This is a genomic window from Nonomuraea sp. NPDC049378, assembly GCF_055586745.1.
This window is the reverse complement of the sequence record NZ_JBVJHP010000002.1, coordinates 82,225-107,323: the sequence shown is the minus strand read 5'-3', so window position 1 is coordinate 107,323 and position 25,099 is coordinate 82,225. Positions and strand designations below refer to the sequence as shown.

The 25,099-nt window shown below is 70.7% G+C and carries 25 protein-coding genes; 11 read left to right on the top strand and 14 right to left on the bottom strand.

Annotation, left to right across the window (positions count from 1 at the left end; genetic code table 11):
* The first annotated feature begins 36 nt into the window (after positions 1-36).
* Positions 37-543: a hypothetical protein gene (locus tag ACZ6SA_RS05265; RefSeq protein WP_465826736.1), complete on the top strand. Its 507-nt coding sequence runs from the start codon at positions 37-39 to the stop codon at positions 541-543.
* Positions 544-759: 216 nt separating this feature from the next.
* Here the strand turns inward: ACZ6SA_RS05265 and ACZ6SA_RS05260 are convergent, their stop codons facing one another.
* Positions 760-1,455 (bottom strand): TetR/AcrR family transcriptional regulator, encoded by a 696-nt coding sequence (locus tag ACZ6SA_RS05260; protein WP_465826735.1) that lies wholly within the window; start codon positions 1,453-1,455, stop codon positions 760-762.
* Between the two features lie 73 nt (positions 1,456-1,528).
* Here ACZ6SA_RS05260 and ACZ6SA_RS05255 point away from each other — a divergent pair, with 73 nt between their 5' ends.
* The 3 genes from ACZ6SA_RS05255 (at position 1,529) to ACZ6SA_RS05245 (ending at position 4,181) form a co-directional block, all read left to right on the top strand.
* Entirely contained in the window at positions 1,529-2,491 is a 963-nt protein-coding gene (locus ACZ6SA_RS05255) for a zinc-binding dehydrogenase (RefSeq protein WP_465826733.1), read from the top strand.
* Between the two features lie 64 nt (positions 2,492-2,555).
* On the top strand, positions 2,556-3,134 hold the full coding sequence (locus ACZ6SA_RS05250; protein WP_465826732.1) for a TetR/AcrR family transcriptional regulator: 579 nt from the start codon (positions 2,556-2,558) through the stop codon (positions 3,132-3,134).
* Between the two features lie 126 nt (positions 3,135-3,260).
* Complete coding sequence (locus tag ACZ6SA_RS05245) at positions 3,261-4,181, top strand: aminoglycoside phosphotransferase/kinase family protein (RefSeq protein WP_465826731.1); 921 nt, start codon at positions 3,261-3,263, stop codon at positions 4,179-4,181.
* Between the two features lie 102 nt (positions 4,182-4,283).
* Here ACZ6SA_RS05245 and ACZ6SA_RS05240 read toward each other — a convergent pair whose 3' ends face one another.
* Entirely contained in the window at positions 4,284-6,986 is a 2,703-nt protein-coding gene (locus ACZ6SA_RS05240) for an ATP-binding protein (RefSeq protein ID WP_465827090.1), read from the bottom strand.
* A gap of 99 nt (positions 6,987-7,085) precedes the next feature.
* Here ACZ6SA_RS05240 and ACZ6SA_RS05235 point away from each other — a divergent pair, with 99 nt between their 5' ends.
* On the top strand, positions 7,086-8,174 hold the full coding sequence (locus tag ACZ6SA_RS05235; protein WP_465826730.1) for an alkene reductase: 1,089 nt from the start codon (positions 7,086-7,088) through the stop codon (positions 8,172-8,174).
* Positions 8,171-9,385, top strand: a complete 1,215-nt coding sequence (locus ACZ6SA_RS05230) for an MFS transporter (protein WP_465826728.1) — start codon at positions 8,171-8,173, stop codon at positions 9,383-9,385. Before ACZ6SA_RS05235 ends, ACZ6SA_RS05230 begins: the two co-directional genes overlap by 4 nt.
* A gap of 33 nt (positions 9,386-9,418) precedes the next feature.
* On the opposite strand, the gene ACZ6SA_RS05225 is transcribed toward ACZ6SA_RS05230, so the two are convergent.
* The 3 genes from ACZ6SA_RS05225 to ACZ6SA_RS05215 all read right to left on the bottom strand — a co-directional run bounded on the left by ACZ6SA_RS05225 (position 9,419) and on the right by ACZ6SA_RS05215 (position 11,059).
* Positions 9,419-9,850 carry a hypothetical protein gene (locus ACZ6SA_RS05225; RefSeq protein WP_347650693.1) on the bottom strand — a complete coding sequence of 144 codons (432 nt, stop codon included), beginning with the start codon at positions 9,848-9,850 and terminating at the stop codon, positions 9,419-9,421.
* 242 nt (positions 9,851-10,092) lie between these two features.
* Entirely contained in the window at positions 10,093-10,614 is a 522-nt protein-coding gene (locus tag ACZ6SA_RS05220) for a histidine phosphatase family protein (protein ID WP_465826727.1), read from the bottom strand.
* Between the two features lie 16 nt (positions 10,615-10,630).
* Entirely contained in the window at positions 10,631-11,059 is a 429-nt protein-coding gene (locus ACZ6SA_RS05215) for a pyridoxamine 5'-phosphate oxidase family protein (protein ID WP_347650691.1), read from the bottom strand.
* A 164-nt stretch (positions 11,060-11,223) separates the two neighbouring features.
* Between ACZ6SA_RS05215 and ACZ6SA_RS05210 the strand changes: the two genes are divergently transcribed.
* Positions 11,224-11,754, top strand: coding sequence for a SigE family RNA polymerase sigma factor (locus tag ACZ6SA_RS05210; protein WP_347650690.1), 531 nt, complete (start codon positions 11,224-11,226; stop codon positions 11,752-11,754).
* Positions 11,751-12,803 carry an ABC transporter substrate-binding protein gene (locus ACZ6SA_RS05205; protein ID WP_443154661.1) on the top strand — a complete coding sequence of 351 codons (1,053 nt, stop codon included), beginning with the start codon at positions 11,751-11,753 and terminating at the stop codon, positions 12,801-12,803. The genes ACZ6SA_RS05210 and ACZ6SA_RS05205 overlap by 4 nt, the downstream gene beginning before the upstream one ends.
* 23 nt (positions 12,804-12,826) lie before the next feature.
* Here the strand turns inward: ACZ6SA_RS05205 and ACZ6SA_RS05200 are convergent, their stop codons facing one another.
* The 6 genes from ACZ6SA_RS05200 to ACZ6SA_RS05175 all read right to left on the bottom strand — a co-directional run bounded on the left by ACZ6SA_RS05200 (position 12,827) and on the right by ACZ6SA_RS05175 (position 18,879).
* Positions 12,827-13,672 (bottom strand): PHP domain-containing protein, encoded by an 846-nt coding sequence (locus tag ACZ6SA_RS05200; protein WP_465826725.1) that lies wholly within the window; start codon positions 13,670-13,672, stop codon positions 12,827-12,829.
* Positions 13,673-13,790: 118 nt separating this feature from the next.
* Positions 13,791-14,363, bottom strand: a complete 573-nt coding sequence (locus tag ACZ6SA_RS05195; protein WP_347650687.1) for an SLATT domain-containing protein — start codon at positions 14,361-14,363, stop codon at positions 13,791-13,793.
* Positions 14,364-14,376: 13 nt separating this feature from the next.
* The gene (locus tag ACZ6SA_RS05190; RefSeq protein ID WP_465826724.1) at positions 14,377-16,704 is read right to left on the bottom strand and encodes a metallophosphoesterase family protein; all 2,328 of its coding nucleotides are present in this window, start codon (positions 16,702-16,704) and stop codon (positions 14,377-14,379) included.
* Position 16,705: 1 nt separating this feature from the next.
* Positions 16,706-17,143 carry a VOC family protein gene (locus tag ACZ6SA_RS05185; protein WP_465826723.1) on the bottom strand — a complete coding sequence of 146 codons (438 nt, stop codon included), beginning with the start codon at positions 17,141-17,143 and terminating at the stop codon, positions 16,706-16,708.
* Positions 17,106-18,245, bottom strand: coding sequence for a Gfo/Idh/MocA family protein (locus ACZ6SA_RS05180; RefSeq protein ID WP_347650684.1), 1,140 nt, complete (start codon positions 18,243-18,245; stop codon positions 17,106-17,108). Before ACZ6SA_RS05180 ends, ACZ6SA_RS05185 begins: the two co-directional genes overlap by 38 nt.
* 136 nt (positions 18,246-18,381) lie before the next feature.
* Positions 18,382-18,879 (bottom strand): MarR family winged helix-turn-helix transcriptional regulator, encoded by a 498-nt coding sequence (locus ACZ6SA_RS05175; protein WP_465826721.1) that lies wholly within the window; start codon positions 18,877-18,879, stop codon positions 18,382-18,384.
* A gap of 117 nt (positions 18,880-18,996) precedes the next feature.
* Between ACZ6SA_RS05175 and ACZ6SA_RS05170 the strand changes: the two genes are divergently transcribed.
* A complete protein-coding gene (locus ACZ6SA_RS05170; RefSeq protein WP_465826720.1) occupies positions 18,997-19,869 on the top strand; it encodes an SDR family oxidoreductase in 873 nt (290 codons plus the stop codon).
* Positions 19,870-19,909: 40 nt separating this feature from the next.
* On the opposite strand, the gene ACZ6SA_RS05165 is transcribed toward ACZ6SA_RS05170, so the two are convergent.
* On the bottom strand, positions 19,910-20,896 hold the full coding sequence (locus ACZ6SA_RS05165; protein WP_465826719.1) for a phosphotransferase family protein: 987 nt from the start codon (positions 20,894-20,896) through the stop codon (positions 19,910-19,912).
* A 216-nt stretch (positions 20,897-21,112) separates the two neighbouring features.
* On the opposite strand from ACZ6SA_RS05165, the gene ACZ6SA_RS05160 reads away from it, so the two are divergent.
* Entirely contained in the window at positions 21,113-22,681 is a 1,569-nt protein-coding gene (locus ACZ6SA_RS05160; protein WP_465826717.1) for an MDR family MFS transporter, read from the top strand.
* 76 nt (positions 22,682-22,757) lie between these two features.
* Positions 22,758-23,417, top strand: coding sequence for a class I SAM-dependent methyltransferase (locus ACZ6SA_RS05155; protein ID WP_347650679.1), 660 nt, complete (start codon positions 22,758-22,760; stop codon positions 23,415-23,417).
* Between the two features lie 57 nt (positions 23,418-23,474).
* On the opposite strand, the gene ACZ6SA_RS05150 is transcribed toward ACZ6SA_RS05155, so the two are convergent.
* Positions 23,475-24,023: a hypothetical protein gene (locus ACZ6SA_RS05150; protein ID WP_347650678.1), complete on the bottom strand. Its 549-nt coding sequence runs from the start codon at positions 24,021-24,023 to the stop codon at positions 23,475-23,477.
* 119 nt (positions 24,024-24,142) lie between these two features.
* Positions 24,143-25,018, bottom strand: a complete 876-nt coding sequence (locus ACZ6SA_RS05145) for a LysR family transcriptional regulator (protein ID WP_347650677.1) — start codon at positions 25,016-25,018, stop codon at positions 24,143-24,145.
* Between the last annotated feature and the right edge of the window lie 81 nt (positions 25,019-25,099).

Below are 25,099 nucleotides of genomic sequence, written 5' to 3'. Positions count from 1 at the left end.
AAGGCGTGTGAACACGGGATCTCATGAGTGGGTGCCATGACCGAGTACTATCGGGCCGCGGATCGGGGTGCCGCGTTAGCGGATCCGGAGCGGCCGCGGGTTATCGACAAGCCCGGGGTCGTGCCCGCGTTCGACGCCGTAGATGCGGGAAAGATTGACCCGGAGAACGAGTTGTGCCAATTGGTTGCCCTCGTTCTCGGCGAGCCGTACTCGGTCGATCTCCTCGGCCTCACCTATCTGTATCCGCCGCCCGAAGGAGCACCGCAGAGCCTGGAGGAGGCGGAGGCTTTCCCGGAAGGGTCGCCTTACCTTGAAGGACCCGGCATCGCGGAGTTCGCGGTGCGTGTTCGTGACGCTTTGGCCGACGTCGAGAACGACCGTCTACAGGTGCTGGCGGCTCGCTGGTCGGAGATCGAAGACTTCGAGATCTACAGTGATACGGGTCCGCATGACTTGTTGCCCCTGATTGAGGAGTTCGTGGGACTTGCGCGACGGGCGAAGGAGCATGATCAGCAGCTCTACTGCTGGATGGGCGGCTGGTAGGGCAGCGCCTGTCATGACCAACCCTTCTGCGGCTGCTCAGTGATCGGTGCCGGCTGGTCGTGTACCAGCTCAAAGGCGTGACCGGGCGCCAGAGTTAGGATCGCGCGGTGAACATGACACCTGATCTTTCTGGTGTGCCTCGCCGGCGTGCTCTCATCAGTGAGGGCGGGAGGAGGGTGCCGTTTCGGCGCTGCTTCTGGATGGTCTCTGTGGTTGTCAGCCCGTACGCGTGCCGCACGAACCACCGGTGTCCGTCCGCGGCCTGAGCGGGTGGCTTCGTCGGAGGGCGTGGGCTATCTCCTCGACGAGGGCGGGCTTTCGGGGCAGGGCGCCGTTTGCCGCGTTCTCCCGGAAGGCATCCAGTGCGAGGGCGGCGAAGCGGCGGGCGGCGACCGTCCGGGTGGCGGGGCGGGTCGATGACAGCCCGCGGCCGGCCAGCAGGATGAGCACGAGATCGTCGGTGGCGAAGTCGTGCCGCAGTCGCCCGGCCCGCTTGGCCCGGGAGGCGAGGGTTCGGAGCCGGCGGAGAAGTGCTGTGCGGTGTTCCGCGAACACGGATGCCTGAGGGTTGGCCGACATGAAGGCGTCGACGAACCCCCTGTTCTGCACGTTGAGCACGCTCAGGCCTTCGACGACGGACGAGAAGCCGCGCCAGGGGTCTGGGTCGGCGCAACCGTCCTCGACGATCTGGCGGCATGCACGCAGTTCGTCCGCGAACGCGTCGTCGATGAGGGCCTGCTTGGTCGGGAACCGTCGGTAGAGGGTTGCGGGACCCACTTCGGCGCAGCGCGCTATCTCTCGCATCGGGACCTCCAGGCCGCGCTCGGAGAACAGGGTGCGGGCGGTGTCCAGGATCCTGTCGCGGTTCTCCTGCGCATCCGCGCGAAGGTTGTGAGTCACTTCTTCCGTCATCGTTCTCACTTCCGCTAAGTGGACGCATGCGTCCACTACGGTCCGGATCGTAGCTGAACACAGGGAGACGTTGATGCGTGCGGTAGTGATTGAGCGGTTCGGTGAGCCGTCCGGGATGGCGGTACGTGAGGTCGCTGATCCGGTTCCGGCCGTCGGCCAGGTCCTGGTCCGGTCTGAGGCGATCGGGGTCGGCGGGGTCGATGCCGTGATCCGGCGCGGAACCCTCGGCGGCTATGGGTTCGCCGAAGGACTGATTCCGGGCAGCGAGGTGGCCGGGGTGGTCACCGCGGTCGGGGACGGCATCGATCCGTCATGGCTCGGGCGGCGCGTGTGGGCGTTCACGGGGACGAGCGGAGGCTACGCCGAACTGGCCACGGCTCACATCGACGCTGTCACCGCCCTCCCCGACGGGCTCTCGCCGGTCGACGCCGTAACGCTCGGCAGCGCGGGCCCCGTCGCGCACTTCGCGCTTGCGCACGCACGTTTCACCGCCGGTGAGTCGGTGCTCGTACGCGGTGCGGGGGGCAGCATCGGCATCGCGACGGTGGAACTCGCCGCCCGCGGTGGTGCGAGCGGCGTCGCGGTCACCACCTCCTCTCCAGAACGCGGGGAACGGCTCCGGGAACTGGGCGCGACGCTTGTGCTCGACCGTGCGGGGCACGGTGGCGACGACGGACCAGGCGCATACGACGTGATCATCGACATCGTCGGCGGGAACGACCTGCCGGCGTTCATCGACCGGCTCGCGCCGAACGGCCGCATGGTCCTCGTGGGCGTCGTCGCGGGCATGCCGCCGGCGGACTTCGGGACGCACCTCATGCGGTCCTTCCAGCAGTCACGCTCGTTCGCGACGTTCAGCCTGGATACCGTTCCTGTCGCCGTGCGCAACGCCGTTCGTTCCGAGCAATTCGACGCCGCCGCGGAGAGGCGCCTGCACCCTGTCGTACACGAGGTGCTGAAGCTCGATCAGGCTGCCGAGGCGCATCGTCAGATGGACGACGGAACCGTCTTCGGGCGGATCGTCCTCACCCCGTGACCGTGCCGATGGCGACGATTGAGATTCTGTTGGCAGAATGTCTAGCGTTGCTAGAGTCATGTCCATGTCCGTCATCAGAGAGCGTCGAGAACGCGAGCGCGCCCGACGCCATCAGCTGATCATCACGGCAGCCCGCGAACTCGCCGAGGCCGAAGGCTGGGAGGCGGTGACCACGAGAAGGCTCGCTGAGCGTGTCGAGTACAGCCAGCCCGTGCTCTACAGCCACTTCAGCGGCAAGGACGCCATCGTGCGCGCCGTCGCGATCGACGGCTTCGGCGAGCTCGCCGCCCACCTGCGCCGTGCCCGGTCGGCCGGCCCCGAGCCGCGGCAGGCCCTGCACGCCGTCTGCCGCGCCTACCTGGAGTTCGCCACCGAGCGACCCGCCCTCTACCAGGCCATGTTCGTCATGCCGACCGACATGAAGTTCGCGCACGCCGAGACGCCGCCCCCACTGCGGGCCGCCTTCGACGAACTCGTCAGCTGCTTCCGCCCGGACAACGCGCGACGCGAGCTGTCCGCCGAAGTCATCTGGAGCGCGTTGCACGGCATGGCCGTCCTGGCGGACAGCGGCCGTATCCCCTCGGACGGTCAGGAGGAGCGCCTCGACTTCCTGGTCACCCAGCTCGCCGACACCCCGGACTGACCGGCCCGCGCCATGACGGGCCACCGGAAGGCCGAGGGCCGGCGCCGGGTCCACCCCCCGGCGAGGGTCGCCGGGTTGCGAGGCTCGTGATCTCGGCACGCGAGTCTCCTGTGGCACAGTTTCACTGTGGCGCTCGGCGAACTACCGGACTGGCTGCCGGCATGGTGTCTGGCCCATCTCGGAGATCGGCCCGCCGACGTGCTGTTCCGCCAACGGTCCATGTCGACGGTGTTCGGCCTCCGGCTGGCCGGCGGTGACGACGTCGTGGTCAAGGCCCGTGGCGACGACGGCCGGGCGGTGTCATGCGTGACAGCGCAGGCCCGGCTGGCCGAGAACGGGTTCCCTTGCGCCCGCCCGCTCACGCCGGTCGTCGGCGTCGCTTCCCTGGCCGTGCACGCGGAGGAGTTCCGCCCCGGGGGAGAGGTGCTGCGCGGGGACGCCCCGGACGTCGCCGTGCGCTGCGCGGAGGTCTTCGCCCGGCTGATGACCGCACTGTCGGGCCTCGCCGTCACGCCGCCGCTGTCGAATCCGCGCTGGGTGCGGTGGGACCATGCGGACCCGGGGCTGTGGCCGTCGATCGAGTCGCTCGACGAGAAGGACCAGGATCTCGTACCCGCCTACGCCATGGAGGTCGCCGACAGGGCCCGGCGGCGCATGCTGGCCGCTGACCTGCCCTGCGTGCTGGGCCACGCCGACTTCGAGGCGCACAACCTCCGGTGGCACGGCCAGGAGGTGTGGACGGTGCACGACTGGGACAGCCTGGCCTGGCAACCGGAAGCCGCCCTGGTGGGAGCCGCGAGTGCCGTGTTCGCCAAGACGGGACCGGCCACCCTGCCGCCGATCGAGAGCACCGAGGCGTTCCTGGCCGCGTATCAGGACATGCGGGCCCGCCTGTTCACCGCCGAAGAGCAGCAGGTCGCGTGGGCGGCCGGCCTCTGGCCGGCGGCCCACGACGTCCGATGGGAAGCACTCCACGGCTACACCGCGGTGTCGGGCAGAGCGCTCTGGACACAAGCAGCCGAACGCCTCCGCCGGGCGAACGCCTGACGGCCGAGCCCGAGCCACGTGAACCGTGGCCCGCGGCCTGCTCGCGGGTGGGGGGCAGGATGCCGAGCTTGCCGGCGAGTTCGGCCGGGGTCAGCTCGGCCGTCAGGAGAGGTCGATGCGGCTCAGCTCGCGGCGGGAGCGGATGCCGAGCTTGCGGAAGGCGCGGTAGAGATGGTGCTCGACCGTGCGCGGGCTGAGGAAGAGCTGCGCGGCGATCTCCCTGCTGGTGGCGCCGTCGGCTGCCAGACGGACGACCTGGAGCTCTTGCGAGGTGAGCCGCTCCACGGGGTCGGCGGCCGTGGGCTCTGCCCGTGTCAGGGTCTCCCCGGTCGCGTGCAGTTCGGCCCGTGCCCGTTCGGCCCACGGCGTGGCGTGCAGCCGCTCGAAGACGGTCAGCGCCGAGCGCAGCGGAGCCCGGGCGTCGCTGCGCCGCTTGGCCCGTCTCAGCCACTCGCCGTAGAGCAGCCGGGTGCGTGCCTGTTCGAACGGCCGGCCCGCTTCCTCGTGTGCCTCGAGCGCGCGCAGGTAGTGGGCCTCGTCGTCGGTGACCAGGGCCCGGCAGCGGGCGCTCACCGCCTGTGCCCACCGCTGTCCTCCGGCGAGCGCCCATGCTTCGAGGCGGCGCAGGGGCTCGGCCGCCCGTTGGGGCTCGCCGAGCCGGACGGCCGCCTCCACCTGGTCGGCGCCGGCACTGACCAGGCCGGAGGCGTGCCGAAGCGGGCCGCGGGCGGCCGCCTCCAGCCGGTCGAGCGCCGCGGCATGGCGGCCCAGTCCGAGGTCGAGCAGGCTCAGTGCGGTGGTGCCCGCCATGCCGCCGGTGTTGGGCTCGTCCCCGGCCAGCTGGAGGCAGCGCTCCTCGTCGCCTTCGATGGCGGCGACCCGCGCCAGCACGGAGTTGAGCCTCGGCACGCGGTGCTCCAGCCCGATGTCACGGACCAGCTGGACGGCTTCGGCGACGGACGCCTCGGCCTCGCGGTGCCGGCCCTCCTGCACCTGCACGCCGGCGAGGTCCTGGAGCACCTGCGGCAGCGCGCCGACGAGGCCGTGCCGGCGGCAGCGGGCCACCTCGGCCTGTGCCAGCTCCGCGGCGGCCGCGTCCGCGCCGATGATCATCGCGCAGAACGCGCCCCAGGCCATCGTCAGGACCTCGTCATCGGGCCGCCACCGGTGCGCGCCCGAATGGAGGTCCTGCGCCGCTCGCCACGCGTCCGGCGCCGCCTGGCGGGCGCCGGCCACGAACTCCGCGAGCAGCGGCAACCCTTGCGCGTAGTCCTCTCGCACGAGAGCCGCCATCCCGGACACCATCGGGTCGTGGCGCCCCAGCGCGCACAGCCGCTCGGCCGCGTCGAGGATGGCCTGCCGGTCGCCGCAGAACCACCCGTAACCGGCGCCGGCGCGCAACATCAGCGCGGCCTGCTCCGGGCCGGCGTCCGACGAACGTTCGACCAGCACCCGGGCCGCCAGCCGCCGTTCGCCCAGCTCGAACTCCACCGCCGCCCGTACCGGTGCCAGCACCGCCGGTGACGTCGGGCCGGCGACCAGCCACTCGGCCTGCCCGACCAGGTCCGCGGCCTGGTGGGCGTGTCCCGCTGACAGCGCCAGCCAGGCCGCCTCGCCCAGCCGCGCCGCCCGCCTCCGCGGCTCCGGGGTGAGCTGCGCGGCCTGCTCGTACAGGCCGGCCGCGGCGGCGTACGCGGTGCGGCCGCGGGCGCGCTCCGCCGCGCGAGTGATCTCTTCGGCGACCTTCTCGTCCGGGCACGTCGTGGCGGCGGCGAGATGCCGGGCCCGGCAGTCGTCGTCGGTGGTCGCGCGCGCCAACGCCTCGTGCACGAGGATCCGCTGCGCCAGCGGCGCCCCCTGGTATGCGGCGGTGCTGATCAGCGGATGCCGGAACGTCGCGACCGCGGCGGTGACGTCGACCAGCCCGGCCTGCTCGGCCTCCGCCAGGTCGTCCAGACCGACGCCCAACATCTCGGCCGCGCCCAGCAGGGTGGGCAGGTGCCCGCGCGCCTCGGCGGCGGCCGTCAGCATCATCAGGCGGGTCTTGTCCGGGAGCACGGAGATCCGTGACCGGTACGCCGCCAGCACCCGGTCAGGGACGGGCATCGGCCCGGCCGCCGAATGGTAGGGCCGCTGCGCCACGGAGAACTCCATCAACGCCAGCGGGTTGCCCGCCGACTCGTCGATCACCTGCTCCCGTACGGCCGGTGTGAGCCCTCGGTCCGCCAGCAACAATGCCGCGTCCGCCGGCGACAGGCGCGAGAGTCGCGTCTCGGGCAGCCCCGTCGCGGTGAAGCCCTCCTCCCGCGCGGCGAACAGGATCGCCACCCCGTCGGCGCCGAGGCGGCGGGCGGCGAAGCGCAGCGCGTCTGCGCTCGCCTGGTCGAGCCACTGCGCGTCGTCCACCAGGCAGAGCAGCGGGCTCTCCTCGGCCACTTCCGCGAGGAGGGTCAGCACGGCCAGCCCGGACAGGAACCGGTCCGGTGCCCCCTGCCGTCCGTCGTCCAGCGCGAGAACCGCGCGCAGCGCGTCGGCCTGAGGGCCGGGCAGCGCGCCGATCCGGTCCTGCATGGGCCACAGGAACTGCACCAGGCCGCCGAAGGCCAGGTCGGCCTCGGCCTCGATGCCGGTGACCCGCAACGTCCGCAGGCCCGCTCGCCGCGCGTAGCCGGCGGCCCAGTCGAGGAGCGCGGATTTGCCGATCCCGGGCTCTCCGCGCAGCACGTGGCCACCGCTGCGTCCGGCGCGCGCGGCATCGACGAGGGCCTGGATGGAGGCCTGCTCGACTGCCCTGCCGTACAGCACCAACGCCCCCGATCCTTACGTACGTACGCCGACCACCCGTACGTAATCACGGTAACCTTACCGATTCGGCCCGTAAGCGCTCGTTCCTACCGTCGAGGCATGAACGAACTGCTGCAACCTGTGACCGTAGGCCGGCTGGACCTGTCCAACCGCCTTCTCATGGCCCCGATGACCCGCAGCCGCGCCTTCCGCGACGGCCTGGTGGACGAGCTGACCGCGGAATACTACGGCCAGCGCGCCGGCGCCGGGCTGATCATCACCGAGGGCACGCAGCCCTGCGTGCTCGGACAGGGGTACATCGACACGCCGGGCCTGCACACGCCGGAGCAGGCCGAGGCCTGGCGGCGGGTCACCGACGAGGTGCACCGGCGTGGTGGGCGGATCTTCGTGCAGCTCATGCACGCGGGGCGGATCGGGCACCCCTACCTGTACCCGGGAGGCGAGCTGCCGCTGGCGCCGTCGCCGATCCCCTCCGGTGAGCGGCTCCACACTCCCGACGGGCCGCTCGACCTGCCCACCCCGCGAGAGATGACCATGGAGGACATCGCCCGCGCCATCGAGGAGTTCGTGGCCTCGGCCAGGTACGCGATGGCCGCCGGGTTCGACGGTGTCGAGCTGCATGGGGCGAGCGGATACCTCATCCACCAGTTCCTGTCGGACAACACCAACTGGCGTACCGACGCCTACGGCGGGGCGGCGGAGGGGCGCATCAGGTTCGCCGAGGAGGTCGTACGCGCGGTGAGCGACGCCATCGGCCCGGCCCGCACCGGGATCCGCGTCTCGCCCGGCATCACCTACAACGGCATGGACGAGAGCGACTCCGACGTGCTCTACACCGAGCTGGCCCGCGCGCTGGCTCCCTACGGCCTGGCCTACCTGCACGTCTCGGAGAACGACACGCGCGACATCACCAAGCTGCTGCGCGCCGAGTGGCCGGGGACGCTCGTGCTCAACCCCCATCCCGGAGACGGGGACGGAGCCGCGACCGTCGAGGACGGCACGGAGGCGCTGCGCTCCGGGCTCGCCGACGCGATCTCGTTCGGCAGGCTCTGGCTGGCCAACCCCGACCTGCACGTACGTGTCGCCGCCGGCGGACCGTACAACGAGGCCGACCCCGCCACCTTCTACGGCGGCGACCACCGCGGCTACACGGACTACCCGACGCTCACCCCGGCGGTCGCGCCATGAGCGCGCACCCGGCGACCGGCGGCCTCCGCCCCACCGCCTCGCGGCCGGCCCGCGGGATTCCCGGGGCGTGGCTGGCGACGATGGCCGGCCCGTTGTCCTTCGGCATCGCCGGGCCCAGCCTGATCCTGGCCGACACGGCGTACGACCTGGGTGTCACGATCGGCGCGGTGACCTGGATCGTCACCGCGTTCGGCTGGGCGATCGCGGTGGGGACCCCGCTGATGGCCGGCCTGCAGCGCCGCCGGGGCGCTCGTACGGCGCTGCTCGCGGGCGCCGCGCTCGTGCTGCTCGGCGCGGCGCTGGTGGTGGTCGCCCCGGCGCTGCCGTTCCTCGTGGCCGGTAGCGCGCTGCAGGGCCTGGGGACCGCCGGCCTCACCACCATCGCGATGAGCATCGCCGGCTCACCGCGCACGATGGGGCTGGTCACGGCGTCGCTGGCGACGGTGGGGGCGGTCTCCCCGCTCGCCGGTGACGTGGTCGCGGGCACGCTGGGCTGGAGGGCTACGCTGGCGCTGCCCGCGCTCAGCGTGCTCGCCGTGCCGTTCGTGTTGCGCCGGCGGCCGCTCACGCCGCTGTCCGGCACGACGTTCGATCTGGCCGGGGCCGTGCTGCTGACCGCGCTGGTCACGGCGCTGGTGTTCGTGCCGCACACGTGGTTGCCCGCGGGCGGCGCTGCGGTGGCCGCCGGGGTGCTGCTCGCGCTGCGCCTGCGCGCCCGGCCGGACGGGTTCGTGCCGGTCGAGGTCGTGCGCGCTCCGACGTTCCTGGTCGCGGCCGGGCTGGCGTTCCTGCTGGCGGTCGTCAACTTCGGGATGATGTACGCGCTGCCGCCGCTGCTCGTCGAGAACGCGGGCTGGAGCAGCGGGCAGGTGGGGTTGGCCATCACCTGGCCGCTGCTGTTCGGCGGCCTCGCGTCCTACCTGGTGATCATGCTCACCGCCCGCCGCGGGCTGCTGGTTCCTGTCGTGCTGTTCGCCGTGCTGAGCGCGACGGGCGTGGTGCTGGCCGCCGTGAGCGGCGCCTGGGCTCCGCTCCTCGCCGCCCAGGCGCTGGCGTCACTCGCGGCGGCCTCCGGGCAGGGGGCGTTCGCGACCCGTGCCGCTCTGGCCGTGCCCGACAGGGAGCAGTCCGCGGCCATGGGCCTGTTCAACCTGCTCTACCTGCTCGGCGCCGCCTTCGGCCCGGCCATCGCCACGCTGCTGGTCGGCTGACTCCCCGAACGGGAGGGCACGCGCGGTCGCGGGTCAGCCGCAGTTGCCCCAGTAGCTGCGCCCGCCGCGCGCCACCTTGCTGCCGACGCGAATCTCGCCCGAATACATCACACACTTGCCCGCAGCCGGTCGGATGACCGCGGCGTCGGAGTCGGACCAGCCGGACACGGACTTGCCGCCCGCTCCCTTGACGTAAAGGGTGGCCTTGACGAACTTGTTCCTGTTGGTGCTATTGATGAGGGCAAGACAGTTCTTGCCGGTCGATTTGCTGTACATCAGGTAGAGGCGGCCGTATACGGTGCTGCCGGACTTGATGGTGCGCGTGCCGTCGCTCACTCGGACGTAGCCCGGCCCGCACACCCGCTCCGGGGTGATGCCGGCCGCGGCTTGCGACGGGGTGGCGACGGCCATGCCGGCGATGGTGCAGAGCCCTGCGAGCAGCAGCGTCGTCGCAGTTCTGGGCATCCGTGTACTCCTTACATGGTCAACGATGTGTCGCCCGTGACACTTGCGGCGAAGTGCCGGTGCCTTCGGCCGACCGTGCTGCGACTGCCGTCGGCAACCGGCACGCCGATGGCGCTGAAGGGCGAGATCAACAATGTCGTAAGGCTGCCGGGGCACTCAAGGCCGGGTATCCCACGGATTCGGCCGCGCCCGCTTGGGGCTGGTTCGCCGGCTCCCCGCGGGTGTGGCGCCGGCGGTGTCGTTCAGAGGGCGAAGGCTCGCTCGACGGCGCCCAAGTCGAGGCGGACGAGAAGCGCGTCAGGGAAGCGGAGGTCCGCCCAGAAGCCGCCGGGTCCCTCCAGGCCGAGCCGCGCCGTCATCCAGACGGTCATCGCCATGCCGTGCGTCGCCACCACGAGCGGGCGCCCGCCGGCACGTGCGAGGTGCTCGGCGAGCCCGGCGTCGAAGCGCCCGGCGACCTCGGCCCGCGGCTCCCAGTCCACGTGATCCGAGCCTTCGACGTACGCGCGGCGCAACTCGCGATAGTCGCCTTGCCACGGCTCCACGCGGGTGACCTCGTTGAAGCGCCGATCACGCGTGACGGCGTCGTCGCCGCCCAGCGTCTGCCACGCCTTCGGCTCGTCGCTGGAGACGAGGCAGGCGTCTTCGGGCAGGCGGGCGACCAGCCGGCGGGCCGCCTGCCGTCCTTCGGCGCTGAGCGTCCATTCGTGCGGGGGGAGGGCCGGGCCGTACGCGGGCATGGCATGGCGCACCAGGAGCAACATATGGCGAAATTTACGGTTAGTTCGGGTAGCGGTGCACGGTCTCCGGACGGATGACGATGCGGATGAGGTCGCCGGCCAGCATCATGGCGAGATCGTCGGCCCGGGTCTGGTCGTCGAGGTCCCAGTAGCGGGCGGCGAGGCGGGCGCACAGGTCGTGCGCCCCGTCGGCCTCCACCGTGGCGTGGCCGGCGACGGACACCCAGCGCTCGCGCTCGCCCACCGGGGCCGCGACGACGATCGAGGCGCGGGGGTCGCGGCGCAGGCGGCGTACCTTCAGGGAGTCCGGCTCGGTGAAGAGCTGGATCGTCCCCTCCGCGGTGGCCTCGAACCACACGGGCCGGGGTTGAGGCGGCTGCGTTCCTCCGGCCACGGAAAGGAACCCGTGCAGGGGGCGTCCGAGAAACTCGAGATCTTCGGCGGTCAGCCGGCTGGCGGCGGTGCTCATGGCGGCCCTTTCCCCGGGTTCACCCCTCTGCCCGCGCTCCATCAGGTCGAACCTCGCGGCGGGCGTCGCCACGCCTCCTGGCACACCCGCGGCTGGATCGTCTCCGACTGCCAACCTTCTGGCACGCCCACAGCGTCTGGAGGTTACTGACATGAGGAGAGACGTTGGATCGCAATGCCAGTTTCCAGGCATTCGCCGATGCGCATCAGCACCGGTTGATGCGCCTGGCATATCTGCTGACCGGCGATGCCCACCTCGCCGAGGATCTTTTACAGAGCGTGCTGGTCCGGATGTACGGCAGGTGGCCGAGATTACGCCACGTGGACAGGCCGGAGGCGTATGCCCGCAGGACCATGGTGAACCAGCACATCTCGTGGCGGCGTCGTCGTGCGACGGGGGAGGTGTCCATCGCGAACCCGCCCGAGCGAGCCCACGACCCGGAGGACTCCACCGTGCTGCGGGTCGTCCTGCGCCAGGCGCTCATGCGGCTGACACCCAAGCAGCGCGTGGTGCTCGTCCTGCGCTTCTACGAGGACCGCACAGAGCGTGACGTGGCCGGCCTGCTGGGCTGCTCGGTCGGCACCGTGAAGAGCCAGACCCACCACGCCCTGGCCCGCCTGCGCGCCCTGGCGCCCGAGCTGGCGCCGCAACTCCCCACCCTGGACGAGGCTCACATCAAGGAGGTCCGCCGATGACGTGGCTAGGCGACCAGCTCAGCCGCATCGCGGACGACATGCCCCAGCGGGATCTGGCGGGTCGGGCGATCGAGGCATACCACCGCAGGCGGCGCAACGTCATCGCCATGGCGGCGGCCGCCGTGGTCGTGGTCGTCGTGCTGGGCGGCACGGTCGCGATCAAACTCAGGCCGGAGGCCGCCCGCCCGGCGGCGCCGCCCGAGCGGGCCGTCATCGACGTCGGCGTGGCGGACACCGTTGAGGCGGCGCCCCTCCACGTGGCCATGGACAAGGGGTATTTCGCCGCGGAAGGGTTGCGGGTGCGGCCTGTCCCTTCCCATGCCATCGCCGCCGTGTCCGCGACGGAGACCGGCGAGTTCGATCTCGCCCAGACCGACTATGTCGGGTCGTTCCTGGCCCGGCAGCACGACAAGAAGGTCCGCATCGTCGGCGGCCTGTACCGTGCCCGTCCCGGGAGCATGGCACTCGTGGTCAAGGCCGGATCCCGGATCCGGAGCGTGGCCGACCTCAAGGGCAGGAAGGTCGCGGTCCCGCACCTTCGGGGACTCTCGTCGCTTTCCGTCGCGGCCTTGCTGAAGCGGAGCGGGCTGACGACCGAGGACGTCATCCTGGTCGAGAGCCCTTACCACAATGGCGTCAAGGGTCTGGACGCCGGCATCGCGGCGACCCTCCTGGCCGAGCCTTACCTCACCACGAGCGTGCGGGAGAAGGCCGTGCGGGTGCTGCGACCGGCGCTGACCGGGGAGTTCGAAGGGCTGCCCACCGCCGGTTGGATGGCCGGCGACGACTGGATCCAGGACAATCCGCGTACCCTCGCGGCCTTCCAGCGTGCGCTCGCCAGGGCGCACCGCCTGATCGCGGCCGACCCCGCGCAGGCCGTGCAGGCGCTTGCCTCCTCCACGAAGTTCAGCGCACGCGACCTCGACGGCCTCGCACTCGGGTCATATTCCGCCGAGCTCGACGTGAAAGGGCTGCAGCGGCTGGCCGATCTGGCGCGGAAGTACTCGGTGCTGGAGAAGGGGCTCGACGTGCGAGACGTCATCAGGTAGGCAGGCGACCCTCCCCATGGCGGTCAGTCCACGCGCGCCCAGAAGTCGTACGGGTCCCGCCCGGGGCGGAACCCGTGAGCCCGCGCCATGTCCGCCGCGTCCCGGAACCCGCGGGCGACGGCGGCGGGGTCGTGGGCGTCGCTGCCGAACGTGACCGCGTCCCCGCCCTCTTCGTGCCACCACCTGACGATGGCCGGGTGCAGCGGTATGCGGGTGTTGATCTCGAGTGCCCTGCCCGACCGGGCGGTCATCCGCAGCGCGTGCCGGAACTCCTCTTCGAACTTCGGCAGCTCGAAGGGCCCGGCCTCCCGCGACGGCCAGTAACGCAGCGGGTAGTCGATGTGGGCCAGCACGGAGAACGCGTCGCTCCGCGTGACGAGGTCGACGATCCCGGCCAGATAGTGCCGGACGACGTCGGCGGCGGGCCGGTGCGCGTACTGGCCTGGTGGTTCGGCGAAGCCGTCGCCGTCCGGGAGGCAGTGCAGGGAGCCGAGCACCCGGTCGAACCGTCCGGCTCCGAGCACCTTCGTGGCGGCGGCGGCGTGCCAGTGGGGTTCGCCCAGTTCCAGACCGCTCAGGATGCGAAGGGCCGGGAAACGTTCCCGGCACCGCTCGATCGCCTCCAGGTATCCGGGTGCGTCGAACGCCGGAGGAGCCAGCAGCCCCTGCGGTGTGGCCACGGTCGCGAGGTGGTCGTCCGGGGCGAGGGCGTCGAGAGCGACCGTCCAGACCGTGTGGTCGACGTGCTCGGTGAAGGCGATCGCCGGCAGCCCGAGCTCCACCGCCCGCGCGCAGGAGCGCTCCATCGACCCTGACGGGGCGTCCCACGACCATTCGCTGTGCACGTGGCTGTCCGCGGGCACCGTCATGAGTCCCCCACCTCCTGCTGCAACGGCCGGCATGCGGGAATCTACCGCGCCGCGGACCCGGGACCGGACGTCCACGTGACGGTGTGGTGGTGACGACGGTCACGGTATGGAGGCCGGTCTAGGCGCCCTGGGCGGGCCGGTCGGCGGCGTGCCCCTGTTGGAGTCGCTCCGCCTGCTCGTTGAGCTCGCTGGCCCACTCGTCGGTTTCGTTCTCGAGCACCTCGCCGGTGGCCTGGATGAGCTCACGGATCACCGTCATGAGGGTTTCGCCGTCAGCCGAGCGGCACATCGCGGCCGTCCAGTCGGCTTGGGCGAGCAGGAGCGCCCGGTGCAGCCGGGCCTGGGCTCGCATGTACCGCATCCACGACGTGGTGAAGCCGAAGTAGCGGTCGAGGAGCACGCACCCCGCGGACAGCGCGAGGAGCACGTACCCCCACTCCGGGGCGATCAGGCGGTTGTCGGCGGCGTGCACGAGCGGCACGACACCGCCGCAGACCGCGAGGACGATGGCCGTCGCGCGCAGCCCGCGCGACCAGCGGGACTTGATCGTCTTTTTCCACAGGTACCAGTCGATGGCGGTCAGCGAGTTACGTTCGGCGTGGCGGAACAGCACGGAGGCCGTCTCGACGGGATCGCCCTGCGGCAGCTCGGCCAGGGCTGAGGGGATGAGGTTGCGTGCCGCTCGTGCCATGCGCTTCTCCCGGTCAGGACGCGAGGCCGGTCTCTGCGTCACCGATGCGCCGGATGAACTCCGCCACCAGCGGTTGCACCCGCTGTGGCGCGACGGGCAGCAGCTTCTCGGCGTCCGTGCGGTGGCAGTGCAGGGGCCCTGACCCCAGCGGCGGTGACAGCCGCAGCGCCCGCCCCAGATCCGTGATCGGGTCGATGGCCGGGTCGAGGATGCGGTGGCCGAGCACCGCCTCCAGCACCTTCAGCACCAGCGTGCACAACGACAGGCTGAGCGTGGCCTCCCGGTTGCTGGCCGGCGCGGTTCTGATGCAGATGTTGCGCGCCCGCAGGGCCAGCTTGCCTGCCGCCTTCGGATCGGACTGCAGCAGCCGTACGATGGCCAGCCGCGTGATCGGCGGATCCCAGTCCTCCCTGGCCCGGTCGAGCGCGTCGATCGCCGCGTTGAACAGCTCCGCTGCCCGGTCCAGCATGTCGCGCTGGTACCAGTAGTAGCCGTGCCCGTAGTGCACGTCGGCCAGCACGCGGAAGGGCGCCATGTCGTAGGAGGTGTGCACGCTGCCCTGGTCGGGCGCCCCCAGGCGGGGCTGGCGTTGCTGCTCGACCACGCTGCTGGCGACGTCGGTCGCGGCGGCGAAGTGACGCTCGGCCAGCTCGGTCTGCTGCAGCCGCCGGGCCACGACGCCGCGCGCACGCTCGGTCTCGGCGTGCAGCAGGTCCAGGTTGCACAGGCAGCGGGGTGGCTCGTTGCCGCTGGCGTTGCACGGGAAGAAGCCGGGCTCGTGCCGCCGGATCTCGCCGATCAGCTCGCTCAGCCGGGAGAAGCGGTCGCCGGCCTCGTGGTTCAGTTCCCGTTTGCGGAAGCTCTGGCCCATCACATAGAGGGCGATGCAGCAGCCGTCGCCGATCTCGGCGGCCAGCTTGCTGGCGTCCTGATAGATGCCTGCGGTCAGGAGCCTGGTGGCCAGCAGGAGATTGGCGTAGTTGGGGATCTCCAGCAGGGCGTCCCGGTCGATCTGCGGCAGCATGAACAGGTGGGACAGGTTACGGTGCAGCCCGTACTCCAGCAGCGTGATCACCGTGCGGTGGTGTGCCTGCTCCGGCGGCAGGCGGGCCGGCAGGTGCGGGCCGAGCGCGGTGCCGAGGTTGACGATGCTCGCCATGATGTTGGGTGAGCGCCAGGCGGCGGCGTAGATCTGGAAGACGTGGTCGAGCAGCGCTGACATGGCCGCGTCCGGATCGTGTGAATAGGCGTGGTGGAACCAGTCGACGACGGAGCTCAGCCACCGGCGCCGGTTGACCGCGCTCCACACGGCGAAGGGAAACTCGAGCGACTGGTCGGCGGCCACCTTGCCGGTGGCTCTGGGGCGGGCGGGAAGCGTGAACTCACCCACGTAGCCGTCACTCGCGCGGTGGGGGAAGACCTTGGTGTCGAGCACCCACCGGTGGGCCGCCGGCCCGTCCGCGAACGTCAGCGGCTCCAGCATCACCTTGCGGGTGCCGGCGTCGAGCGAGCCGTAGAAGACGCGGTTGGGCCACTCGCTGCCCTGGTAGGCGGCTCCGGCGGAGATGTCCAGACTCGTGCCGCTGAGCGCCTGCGTGCCCGTCACGTCGGCGGTGTGCAGGTGTCCGGACAGAATGATGGGATAGACCTGCCTGATCCACGCATGGGCGGTCTCGTCGGCGTGCATCCAGCTGAACGGATGGTGCAGCAGCACGAAGACGACATGCGGGTCGCGCTGCAGCAGGAGCTCGCCGCGTTCGCGGACGGTGCGCGTCCCGAGCCACAGCCGTCCCTGGTCGTCGTCGTCCTGGCAGAACCAGGCGGAGTTGAGCGGCAGGACGCCCACGCGGGCGCCGCCGACAGCGACGATCTCGGGCCGCCGCACGACGTCGCCCTCCGCCAGCGGGCAGCCCGGCTGGAACGTTCTAACGAAATCGCGGTACGCGGCCAGCTTGTTCAGGTACGGTTCGCGCTGGTTGTGGTTTTCCCGGCCGAAGAATTCGTTGTCGGCGTCCTGGGCGCTGTCGAGCGTGCGCCGTAACCAGCGGCCTGCCCGCCGCTCCACGTCGTGGTTGCCCGGCACCAGCCACATCCGTTCCGGAGCTACTCCGGTGCACGCGACGAGTTCGTCCGCGAAGCCGGCGGCGACGTCATAGTCGGCGCGGCTGCCGGTGGATGCGATGTCCCCGGTGACGAAGACCAGGTCGGGCGGGCCGTCCCGCTCTGTCCGCTCCCTGACGGTCGCCAGCAGCGGCCGCAGCACCTTGTTCCTGTCGTACGGGTCCCGCGCGTCGCCTCGCAGGTGCAGGTCGGACAGGTGAAGCCAGCGCACGGTCGTCATGTCATTCATCTCTCCGCGGTTCGCGCAGTTGGATGGCCTGCCCGTCAGGCCCTTCCACGAACAGCACCCGCGGCTGCAGCGGGTCGCCGCTGGGCGGTGTCATCGGGCCCTGGGTGATCGGCACGTTGTGCTGTTTGCACAGCTCGATGGCCTCGTCGAGGTCTGGCACCTCGAACGCGATATGGGTGAGGCCCAGGTTGACGTCGGTATAGGGGAAGGACGTGTGCCCCTTCTTCATGGAGAAGAGCTCGATGAGCACTCCGCCGCCGTCGAGCCAGGCGAGGGTGCGGGTTTTGAACGAGAACGGCTCGCGCACCGTACGCAGGCCGAGCACCGTGGTGTAGAAGGTGTACGCCGTATCGAAGTCGGCGGTCTGGACGGCGACGCTGTGGGCCCGGCAATCAAGGCGTGCCGGCTCTGACTCCATTGGTCGGGACATGTGCATTCCTTCGCTGCCATTTCGCCAGGTCATAAATGCGCCCGACCAGCTCCCAGGTTGGGACGGACGCCTTGCCCGAACAGGGGTGTTCTTCCGCGAGGCTACCACCGGAGGCGCATTTGCCGACGAAATCGGAGAGAGGGCGGGATTCCTGTGCGTCTCCCGGAAGCAAGGCGTCCGATAAAGTAATTTTGGCACCGTTGTAATGTTTCGTCACGACCGAGCCGTCCGCGCGCTGATGTGTTATGTGCCCGGGATTTCGCGATCTCATGCGTTGGTCCCGGCAAATGCTGATCCGAGAGCCCGAGCGGTCGCGCAGGTCGACGAGTTCGAAGACCGATCCCACGGGGGCGGAGAAACTCAGGTCGAACGAAATGGTGACGCCGCCCTCGGACCGTACCCAGCCGAGGGCGCTGCTTTCGATCTCCGGATCCACGTCGGGTGACATCCAGTGCTCCGCGGAGAACCTGACCTGCCCCGCGGCCCGCGCGCCGAACCGCTCACCGCGTGACGCGGCCACCCAGGCGGCGAAGTCGAGCAGATGATAGCCGGTGCCGATCACCACCCCGCCCCCCACCAGGGCGTGCCTGGCGCGCCATGAGGAGGGACGCTCGCCGACCGCGAGAACGCACCGGATCGTGTCGAGATCGCCGAAGTCGCACTGGCGTGCGACCGATTCGTAAGCGTGCTGGAAGTGGGTTTCCAGGCGCCGCTGCACGCCGGTGAAAAGCAGCAGATTCGCTTGGGCGGCGCGTTCGACGAGGCGCGGGAGATCGTCGGAGTGGAGCATTATCGGACGGTCCACGAATACGTGCACGCCGGCGTCCAGGCACTGCTCCACCTGGGACGCGTGCATGGCGTTGGGCGTGTTGATGACGGCTGCGGCGGGAGCGGGCGAAAGGGTGAGCGCGTCCGCCGGCGTCGGCGTGTATCGAGGTGGCGGAAGCCCTCGCTCGGAGAACCACGGCAAGACGATCTTCTGAAATTCGATCTCGCCCTGTTCCAGGCAGCACACGGAAACAGCACGGGCCGGTGTGGCGGGGTCGGTCAACAGCGGGAGCAATGTACGGGTGCGGGCCATCGCGCCGAATCCCACCAACATCAGAGGTATTGCCGGTCGGCCCGATATCGCCATGTGCTTACCTCCGGTATCGGAGTGAACATAGTGCGCGGTTCAGGAATGGCCCGTGACAGCAATAGTGAAGGAGAAGACGCCGCCTCGCCAGAGTTTGCGGGTCTCAGCCGGGCGTCGGTTCGGCCTCGTCCCGTTCGCCCGCGTCCTCGGCGGCGGTGATCGCCTTCAGCGCTCGCCGCAGCTGCGCGTAGGCGGGCTCGCCGATCGTGCCGGCGTGCCGGCGCTCGATGTCGGCGATGATCTCATCCGCGTGGCGTTGCTGGTCGAGGCCGCGTTCGGTCGGCACGACGAGCTTCGCGCGGCGGTCGGCCGGATCCGGCCTGCGCTCCACGTAGCCGAGCGCCTCGAGCTCGTCGACCAGCCGGCCGACGATCTGCTTGTGCCGGCCCGAGAGCCGCGCCAGCTCCGTCGCGCGCACGCCGCCCGCGTCGAGGTAGGCCAGGATCGCCCCGTGGCGCGGGCTCACCTCGCTGTGCCCCCTCTCGGCGAGCCGCGCGAAGACCTCCCGTTGCAACGAGAACAGCAACCGCGCGGCGAGGATCCCCAGGTCGGGATCCTGCGTGATCATCCGGCTGCGTTCGCCTTCGGGAGCGTGCGTCACGCCCCGTATAGTACCACTCTGTGCTAGTCACATCTTGTGATAGTCACATTTCAGGACTATTGTCCATCCGAGACCCTGACCCGCTCGGGCAGGGAACCCCTCACGAAAGGACGGACGATGAGCCGCACAGTCCTCATCACCGGGGCGACCGGCAGCGTGTCGAGCGCCCTGCTCGATGCCCTCGACGGCTCCGCCCTCGCCCTCCGGGCGCTGGTCAGGGACCGGGCCAGGGCCGGCGCGCTGGAACGACGGGGCGTCGAGGTCGTCGCCGGGGATCTGGGCGACCCGAGCACCCTTCCGCCCGCCTTCAAGGGGGTGAACGACCTGTGGCTGCTGACCGCGATGGACCCCCGAGCGCCCGAGCACAGCATGAACGCGCTCTGGGCCGCCCGCCAGGCAGGCGTGGAGCGAGTCGTGCGCCTGTCGGCGATCGGCGCCGCCTACGACGCCCCGACGCGCAACGGACGCCTGCACGCCCTCTCCGACCATGAGCTGCAGGCGTCCGGCCTGTTCTGGACGATCCTGCGCCCGCACGCCTTCATGCAGAACCTGCTCTGGCAGGCCGGCCGCATCGCCCACGACGGGATCTTCTCGCTCAACATGGGGCAGGGCCGGCTCGGCATGATCGACATGCGCGACGTCGCCGACGTCGCGGCCCACATCCTGCGCGCGGAGCCGGAGCACCACCACGGCAGGATCTACACACCGTCCGGGCCTGAGACGCTGACCTACACCGAGGCGGCCGAACAGCTCGGGCAGGTGCTCGGCAGGACGATCCAGTACGTCGCCGCCGGCGCGGAGGACGCCCGCACGGGCATGGTCGCCGGCGGCATCCCCGACTGGCTCGCCGGGATGCTCGTCGAGTACGGGCAGGCGCTGGGCTCCGGCTTCGGCGACTACACGACGATCGATGTCGAGGACGTCGTCGGCCGCCCGCCCCGCCGCTTCGCCGACTTCGCCCGCGACCACGCGGCGGCGTTCACCGCGTAGCGCGCCCAGGTGATCGCGGTGGCGCGCGGGGCGGCCCGCTTCACGTGAGCTCCGCCAGCACGGCCGCCACGGCGTCGTACGAGTCCCCGACCCCGCCGGGGTCGCCGAGACGGTGGCGCTCCAGCCGGACGGCCCCGAGGTGGCGAATCTCATAGATCAGCGACCGCCACACCGCCGAGGGGCTTTCGTCCCGCTCCCCGTACGCCTCCCAGAACGCCACCCGCTCATCCTGTCTGGACGCGGCCATCCGGATCGGCCAGTCGGCGGCCGGGTCACCCCACAGCGTGCGGTCCAGGTCGAACACTCCTGAGATGACCGGCTCTGGAGCACCTTCGGCGATCATGATGTTGATGGTCCACAGATCGCCGCTGAGCAGGCGCGGCTCGGTGATCTCGTCCAGCACGGCGTGGTGCTCGGCGGCCACCGCCGCGGCCTTGCGCAGGTCGGCGGCGTCCAGCCCCAGCCCGTCCAGGTCGGCCGCGATGTCCCGCAACGATCCGGTCACCGCCTGGCTCCACGTGTCGTACGCCGGCCCCCCCACGGGGCCGAATCTCGTGCCTCGCACCTCGTGCACCGTCCTGGCGATCTCCCCGATCTGACGGAAGAAGCCCGTCCGCGCCCGGCGCGGATACGTGCGCAGCCCCTCGGCGGCAGGAACGCCGTCGAGCAGGGTCTGCACCAGGTAGTCCCTGCCGACGAGCTCGTGCGACCAGTCGGCCGCGACGACGCGTGGCATCAACGGGGCGATCCTGGCGAGGTGCGGCACGGTGGCGTACTCGTTGCGCATGAGCTCCCGCTCGGAGACGAACTGGCGCTCCGGCCCGGGCGCGAAGCGCACGATCACCGGACGGCTCCGGCCTTCGACGGTTACGCGATAGGTGGTGTTGTACATCCCCAGGCCCATCTCGACCGCGGATGACACGGCGGCGCCCGGGCCGAAGATCCGGCGGCAGACCGCCTGGATCTGGCCGGCGGTCACCGGCTCCTGGAACGCCCCCGCGGGCCGTTCGATCGGCTGGAAGTCCACCCCGCCATCTTGTACGAAGGCCCGCCGAGCGTGTGCGGCGCCGATGCCCGCGCGGGGTGCCCGCCGCGGTGGTGGCATAGCCCTGTTAGGGGTGTTCGCGCAGGTCATGGGGTGGGGCGCCCTGCGGCCTGGAGGTCGTCGTCCGGTGCCGCGGAAAATCGGGTGACATTTTGTGGCGCTTGTCGGAATGTTGGGCGCGGTCGATGAGTTTTGTCGGTGGCGCAGGTCAGTCTGTACATGACCACCACTTCTTGTGAGACCCGAGGCTGGGACGCCAGCCGCGACGATGTCACTCCCGACAACCCCGATCGAGGTATCGTGCCCGGCTCCCTGCTCGACTCACCAGCCACCTCCGCGACCGGCGTCAAGGGCCGCACCCCGCCCGTGATCCGGCTGCTGGTGCTGGCCACGTTCGTGGTCATCCTCAACGAGACGATCATGATCAACGCGATCCCGCAGTTGATGAGCGCGTTGCACATCACCGAGCAGACCGCGCAGTGGCTCTCGACCGCTTTCATGCTGACCATGGCCGCGGTGATCCCGATCACCGGCTGGTTCCTGCAGCGGGTGTCCACCCGCAGCGCCTATACCGTCGCGATGGGCCTGTTCCTGGCCGGCACGGCGCTGGCCGCAGTCGCGCCGTCGTTCGAGGTGCTGCTGGCCGCCCGCATCATCCAGGCGTCCGGCACGGCCGTGATGATGCCGCTGCTGATGACCACGTTGATGCAGGTGGTGCCCGAGGAGGATCGGGGCCGCGTGATGGGCAACGTCAGCCTGGCCATGTCGGTGGCGCCCGCGATGGGTCCGACGGTCTCCGGGGTGATCCTCCAGTTCGGGTCGTGGCGGCTGCTGTTCGCCGTGGTGCTCCCCATCGCAGCCGTGGTGACGTGGAGCGGGCTGAAGCAGCTCAAGAACGTCGGAGAGCCCCGGTTCAGCACCGTCGACTGGCTGAGCGTGGTGACCGCCGCCGCGGGCTTCGGCGGGCTGGTCTACGGGCTCAGCCGGTTCGAGGGCGGTGACGTGCGCGTCGCCGCCGCGATCGTGGTCGCGGGCCTGGTGTCCATCGCCGTGTTCGTCGTCCGCCAACTGGCGTTGCAGAAGCGTGGCGCGCCGCTGCTGGATCTGCGCACCTTCCGTCACCGCACCTACACGGTCGCGCTGATCATGATGTCGGTGGCATTCATGGCGATGCTCGGCTCGATGATCCTGCTGCCGCTCTACCTCCAGAACGTCCGCCAGCTCAGCGCCCTGGAGACCGGGCTCCTCGTCATGCCCGGCGGTCTGGCGATGGGGCTGCTCGGTCCGACCGTCGGCCGCCTGTTCGACCGGTTCGGCGGCCGGGTTCTGGTCATCCCCGGCGCGATCGGGATCATGTTCGCGCTCGTCGGCTTCACCCAGGTCACGATGACCATGCCGGTCTGGCAGCTCCTCGGCCTGCACGCGCTGTTGATGGTGAGCCTGGCCGTGACCTTCACCCCGGTGTTCACCCTCGGCCTCGGAGCGGTTCCGCCGTCGCTCTACTCCCACGCCAGCTCGATCCTGAGCACGCTGCAGCAGGTCGCCGCCGCCACGGGGACCGCGCTGGTGATCACCGTGATGAGCGCGCGTGCCGGGGCCCTGCGCTCCGAGGGTGTCACCGAGGTGCTCGCCAACCTCGGCGGCATGCGGCTGGCCTTCATCATCGGCGCGGTGCTGTCCGTGGTCGTGGTGGTCACCGCCCTGCTCCTCCCGGCCCGCGCCGACAACGCCGGCGAGATCGAGGAGCCCAGCCGATCGGAGGCCTGAGCGGGGTCATCGGTCCGGGCAACGGCTCAACGGGGTTCGTGTTGCCGCCGGCGTGATGCTTTGTGATGGTTGATCCATGGGATCGACCGATGGTGGAAATCTGCAAGAGCTGCTCGACGAACAGGCCGTCTACTACGGTGCGGTGGCCCCGGAGTACGAACGCCACGCTCTCCCCTTCCCCGGAGCCTCCGAGCTGCCGGCGGCGCTTGACGCGTTCGGGCCGGTGGGCAGCGTGCTCGAACTCGCCTGCGGCCCCGGCACATGGACCGCCCAGCTGCTCCGGCACGCCACAGACGTCACCGCCGTCGACGCGTCCCGGGAAATGCTCGCCATCGCCTCGACGCGGGTGGGCGGGGACGATCGGGTGCGGTTCGTGGCGGCCGACCTGTTCCGCTGGCGTCCGGAGCGCCGTTACGACGTCGTCTTCTTCGGGTTCTGGCTGTCGCACGTTCCGCCGGAGCGCTTCGTGTCCTTCTGGTCGCTGGTGGCCGACTGCCTGAAGCCGGACGGGCGGGTGTTCTTCGTCGACGACAGTTACCGGACCGCCGACGAGCTGATCGAGGGCGAGCAGTCCGTGACCATCCAGCGCCGGCTCATGGACGGGACCGCCTACCGGATCGTCAAGGTCCCGCACCGTCCGGCGGACCTCGAACGGCAGCTCGAGCGGATCGGGTGGCGCATCACGGTCCACCCGACCTCTGGGCCGCTGTTCTGGGGAGCGGGAGGGCGGGCCTGACTCCGGGGGATCTCGCGGGGTGACGCGCGGGACGTTCGCCGGCGGGTACGCGGCACGTCAGCGTTCGACCTGCGCGAGAAAGATCCGCCACGTCGACTTGGTGATGTCGGCGGCCTCGGCGCAGATCTCCTGTGCCTCGGCACGCAGCGGCGGCGGTGGTTGCGGCGCGTCGCTGAGCCCGTAGCAGGGGATCGGGTCGCGCATCCGCGTGAGCATCTGCTGCATGTCCCTGGCGGTGAGGAGCACCGCGCCGTAGAGCAGGTCGGCATATTCCGGGTTCTGCTTGCGCAGCCGGCGCGCGGTGCCGGTGGCGACCTTGACCGCCGCCGCGAGCGCTTTGCCGCAGGTCTTGCTGCTCAGGGGGGTGCGCCGGGTGCACCTGTCTAGTTTGTCCGCGCCCGGGTGCGCGTCCATCGCGGCCCGGAAAGCGTTCTGTACGTCCCGTGTCACCTTCGGCGTCCCCGCTGATCCGGAAGGGGACGGGCCGGCGGTGGTGGTCGCGGGGGCGGGGGAGGCGGTCGCCGGGGTGGCCGGTGGCGGGCCGTCCGCGCAGGAGGTGACCAGCATCCCGACGACCACGGCGGGCGCGAGGCGTACCCATCTCATCCGCGCAAGATAACATCCGCATGATCGCGCGGCTACGGTCTGTCAGCAGCGCCGTCCGGCGGACGGCTTGCGATCGAGGACCCCGGGCGGCCGGCGAGCGGCGCCCCGGCGGGGGGCGGTCAGACGGCCAGCGCGTCCAGGAGTGACTGCAGGCGGGCGCTCTCGCGGTCGGGGCGGACGAGGGTGAAGATGCTGCGGCTGGTGTTCAACCATGGCACGTCGGCGACCACGAGGTCCCGGCCGTGATCGCGCAGCGCGAGGTCGGGGACGAGCGCCGCGCCCAGCCCCGACTCGGCCATGGCCAGTGTGATCTTGAAGTCGTCGGAGTGGCAGGCCACCCTCGGGTGCAGCCGCCAGCGCGCGAACACGCCGTCGAAGAAGGACGCGTCGCTGCTCGCCGGATGGTGCACGATCCACGGCAGGTCGACGAACTGCTCCACCCGGTACGGCGCCAGGTCGGGCCAGCCGCGCGGCAGGACGACCTTGTAGCGGTCCTCGGCGACCCACCGCCGGCCCAGCGATGACGGCCACGACAGGCCGGAGTTGCCCACCTGGTAGACGATGGCGGCGTCCAGTTCGCCGCCCGCGCCCAGGCGCGGGATGAGTTGTGAGGGTTCGGCCACGGAGAGCCGGATCGCGGCCCGGTCGGCGGGCTCCATGTCGCGCAGGACGCCGGTCAGCACGTCGGCGAAGCTCGGGAAGATTCCCAGGCGGATCTGCCGCTCGCTGTTCCTGTGCACCTCCTGGACGGTGGAGATCATGCGCTCGATGTCGATGAGCACGACCTCCGCGTGCCTGGCCAGCACCTCGGCTGCGCTGGTGGGCAGCACGCTGTGGGCGAAGCGCTCGAACAGCGTCACGCCCATCTCCCGCTCCAGGGCGGCCATCTGCTGGGAGACGGCGGAGGGGGTGTACCCGAGCCGGTTGGCGGCGGCCGCGAACGATCCCCGCTGCACGACCTCACGGAGAGTGCGCAGGTGCTCCGGCTTCAGCATCAGCAACCCTTACCCTCAGAAGCGCTAAATGTCGTGTTTGTAGCACTTCCACCTGCATTTAGCTACTCCTACAGTGAGGCC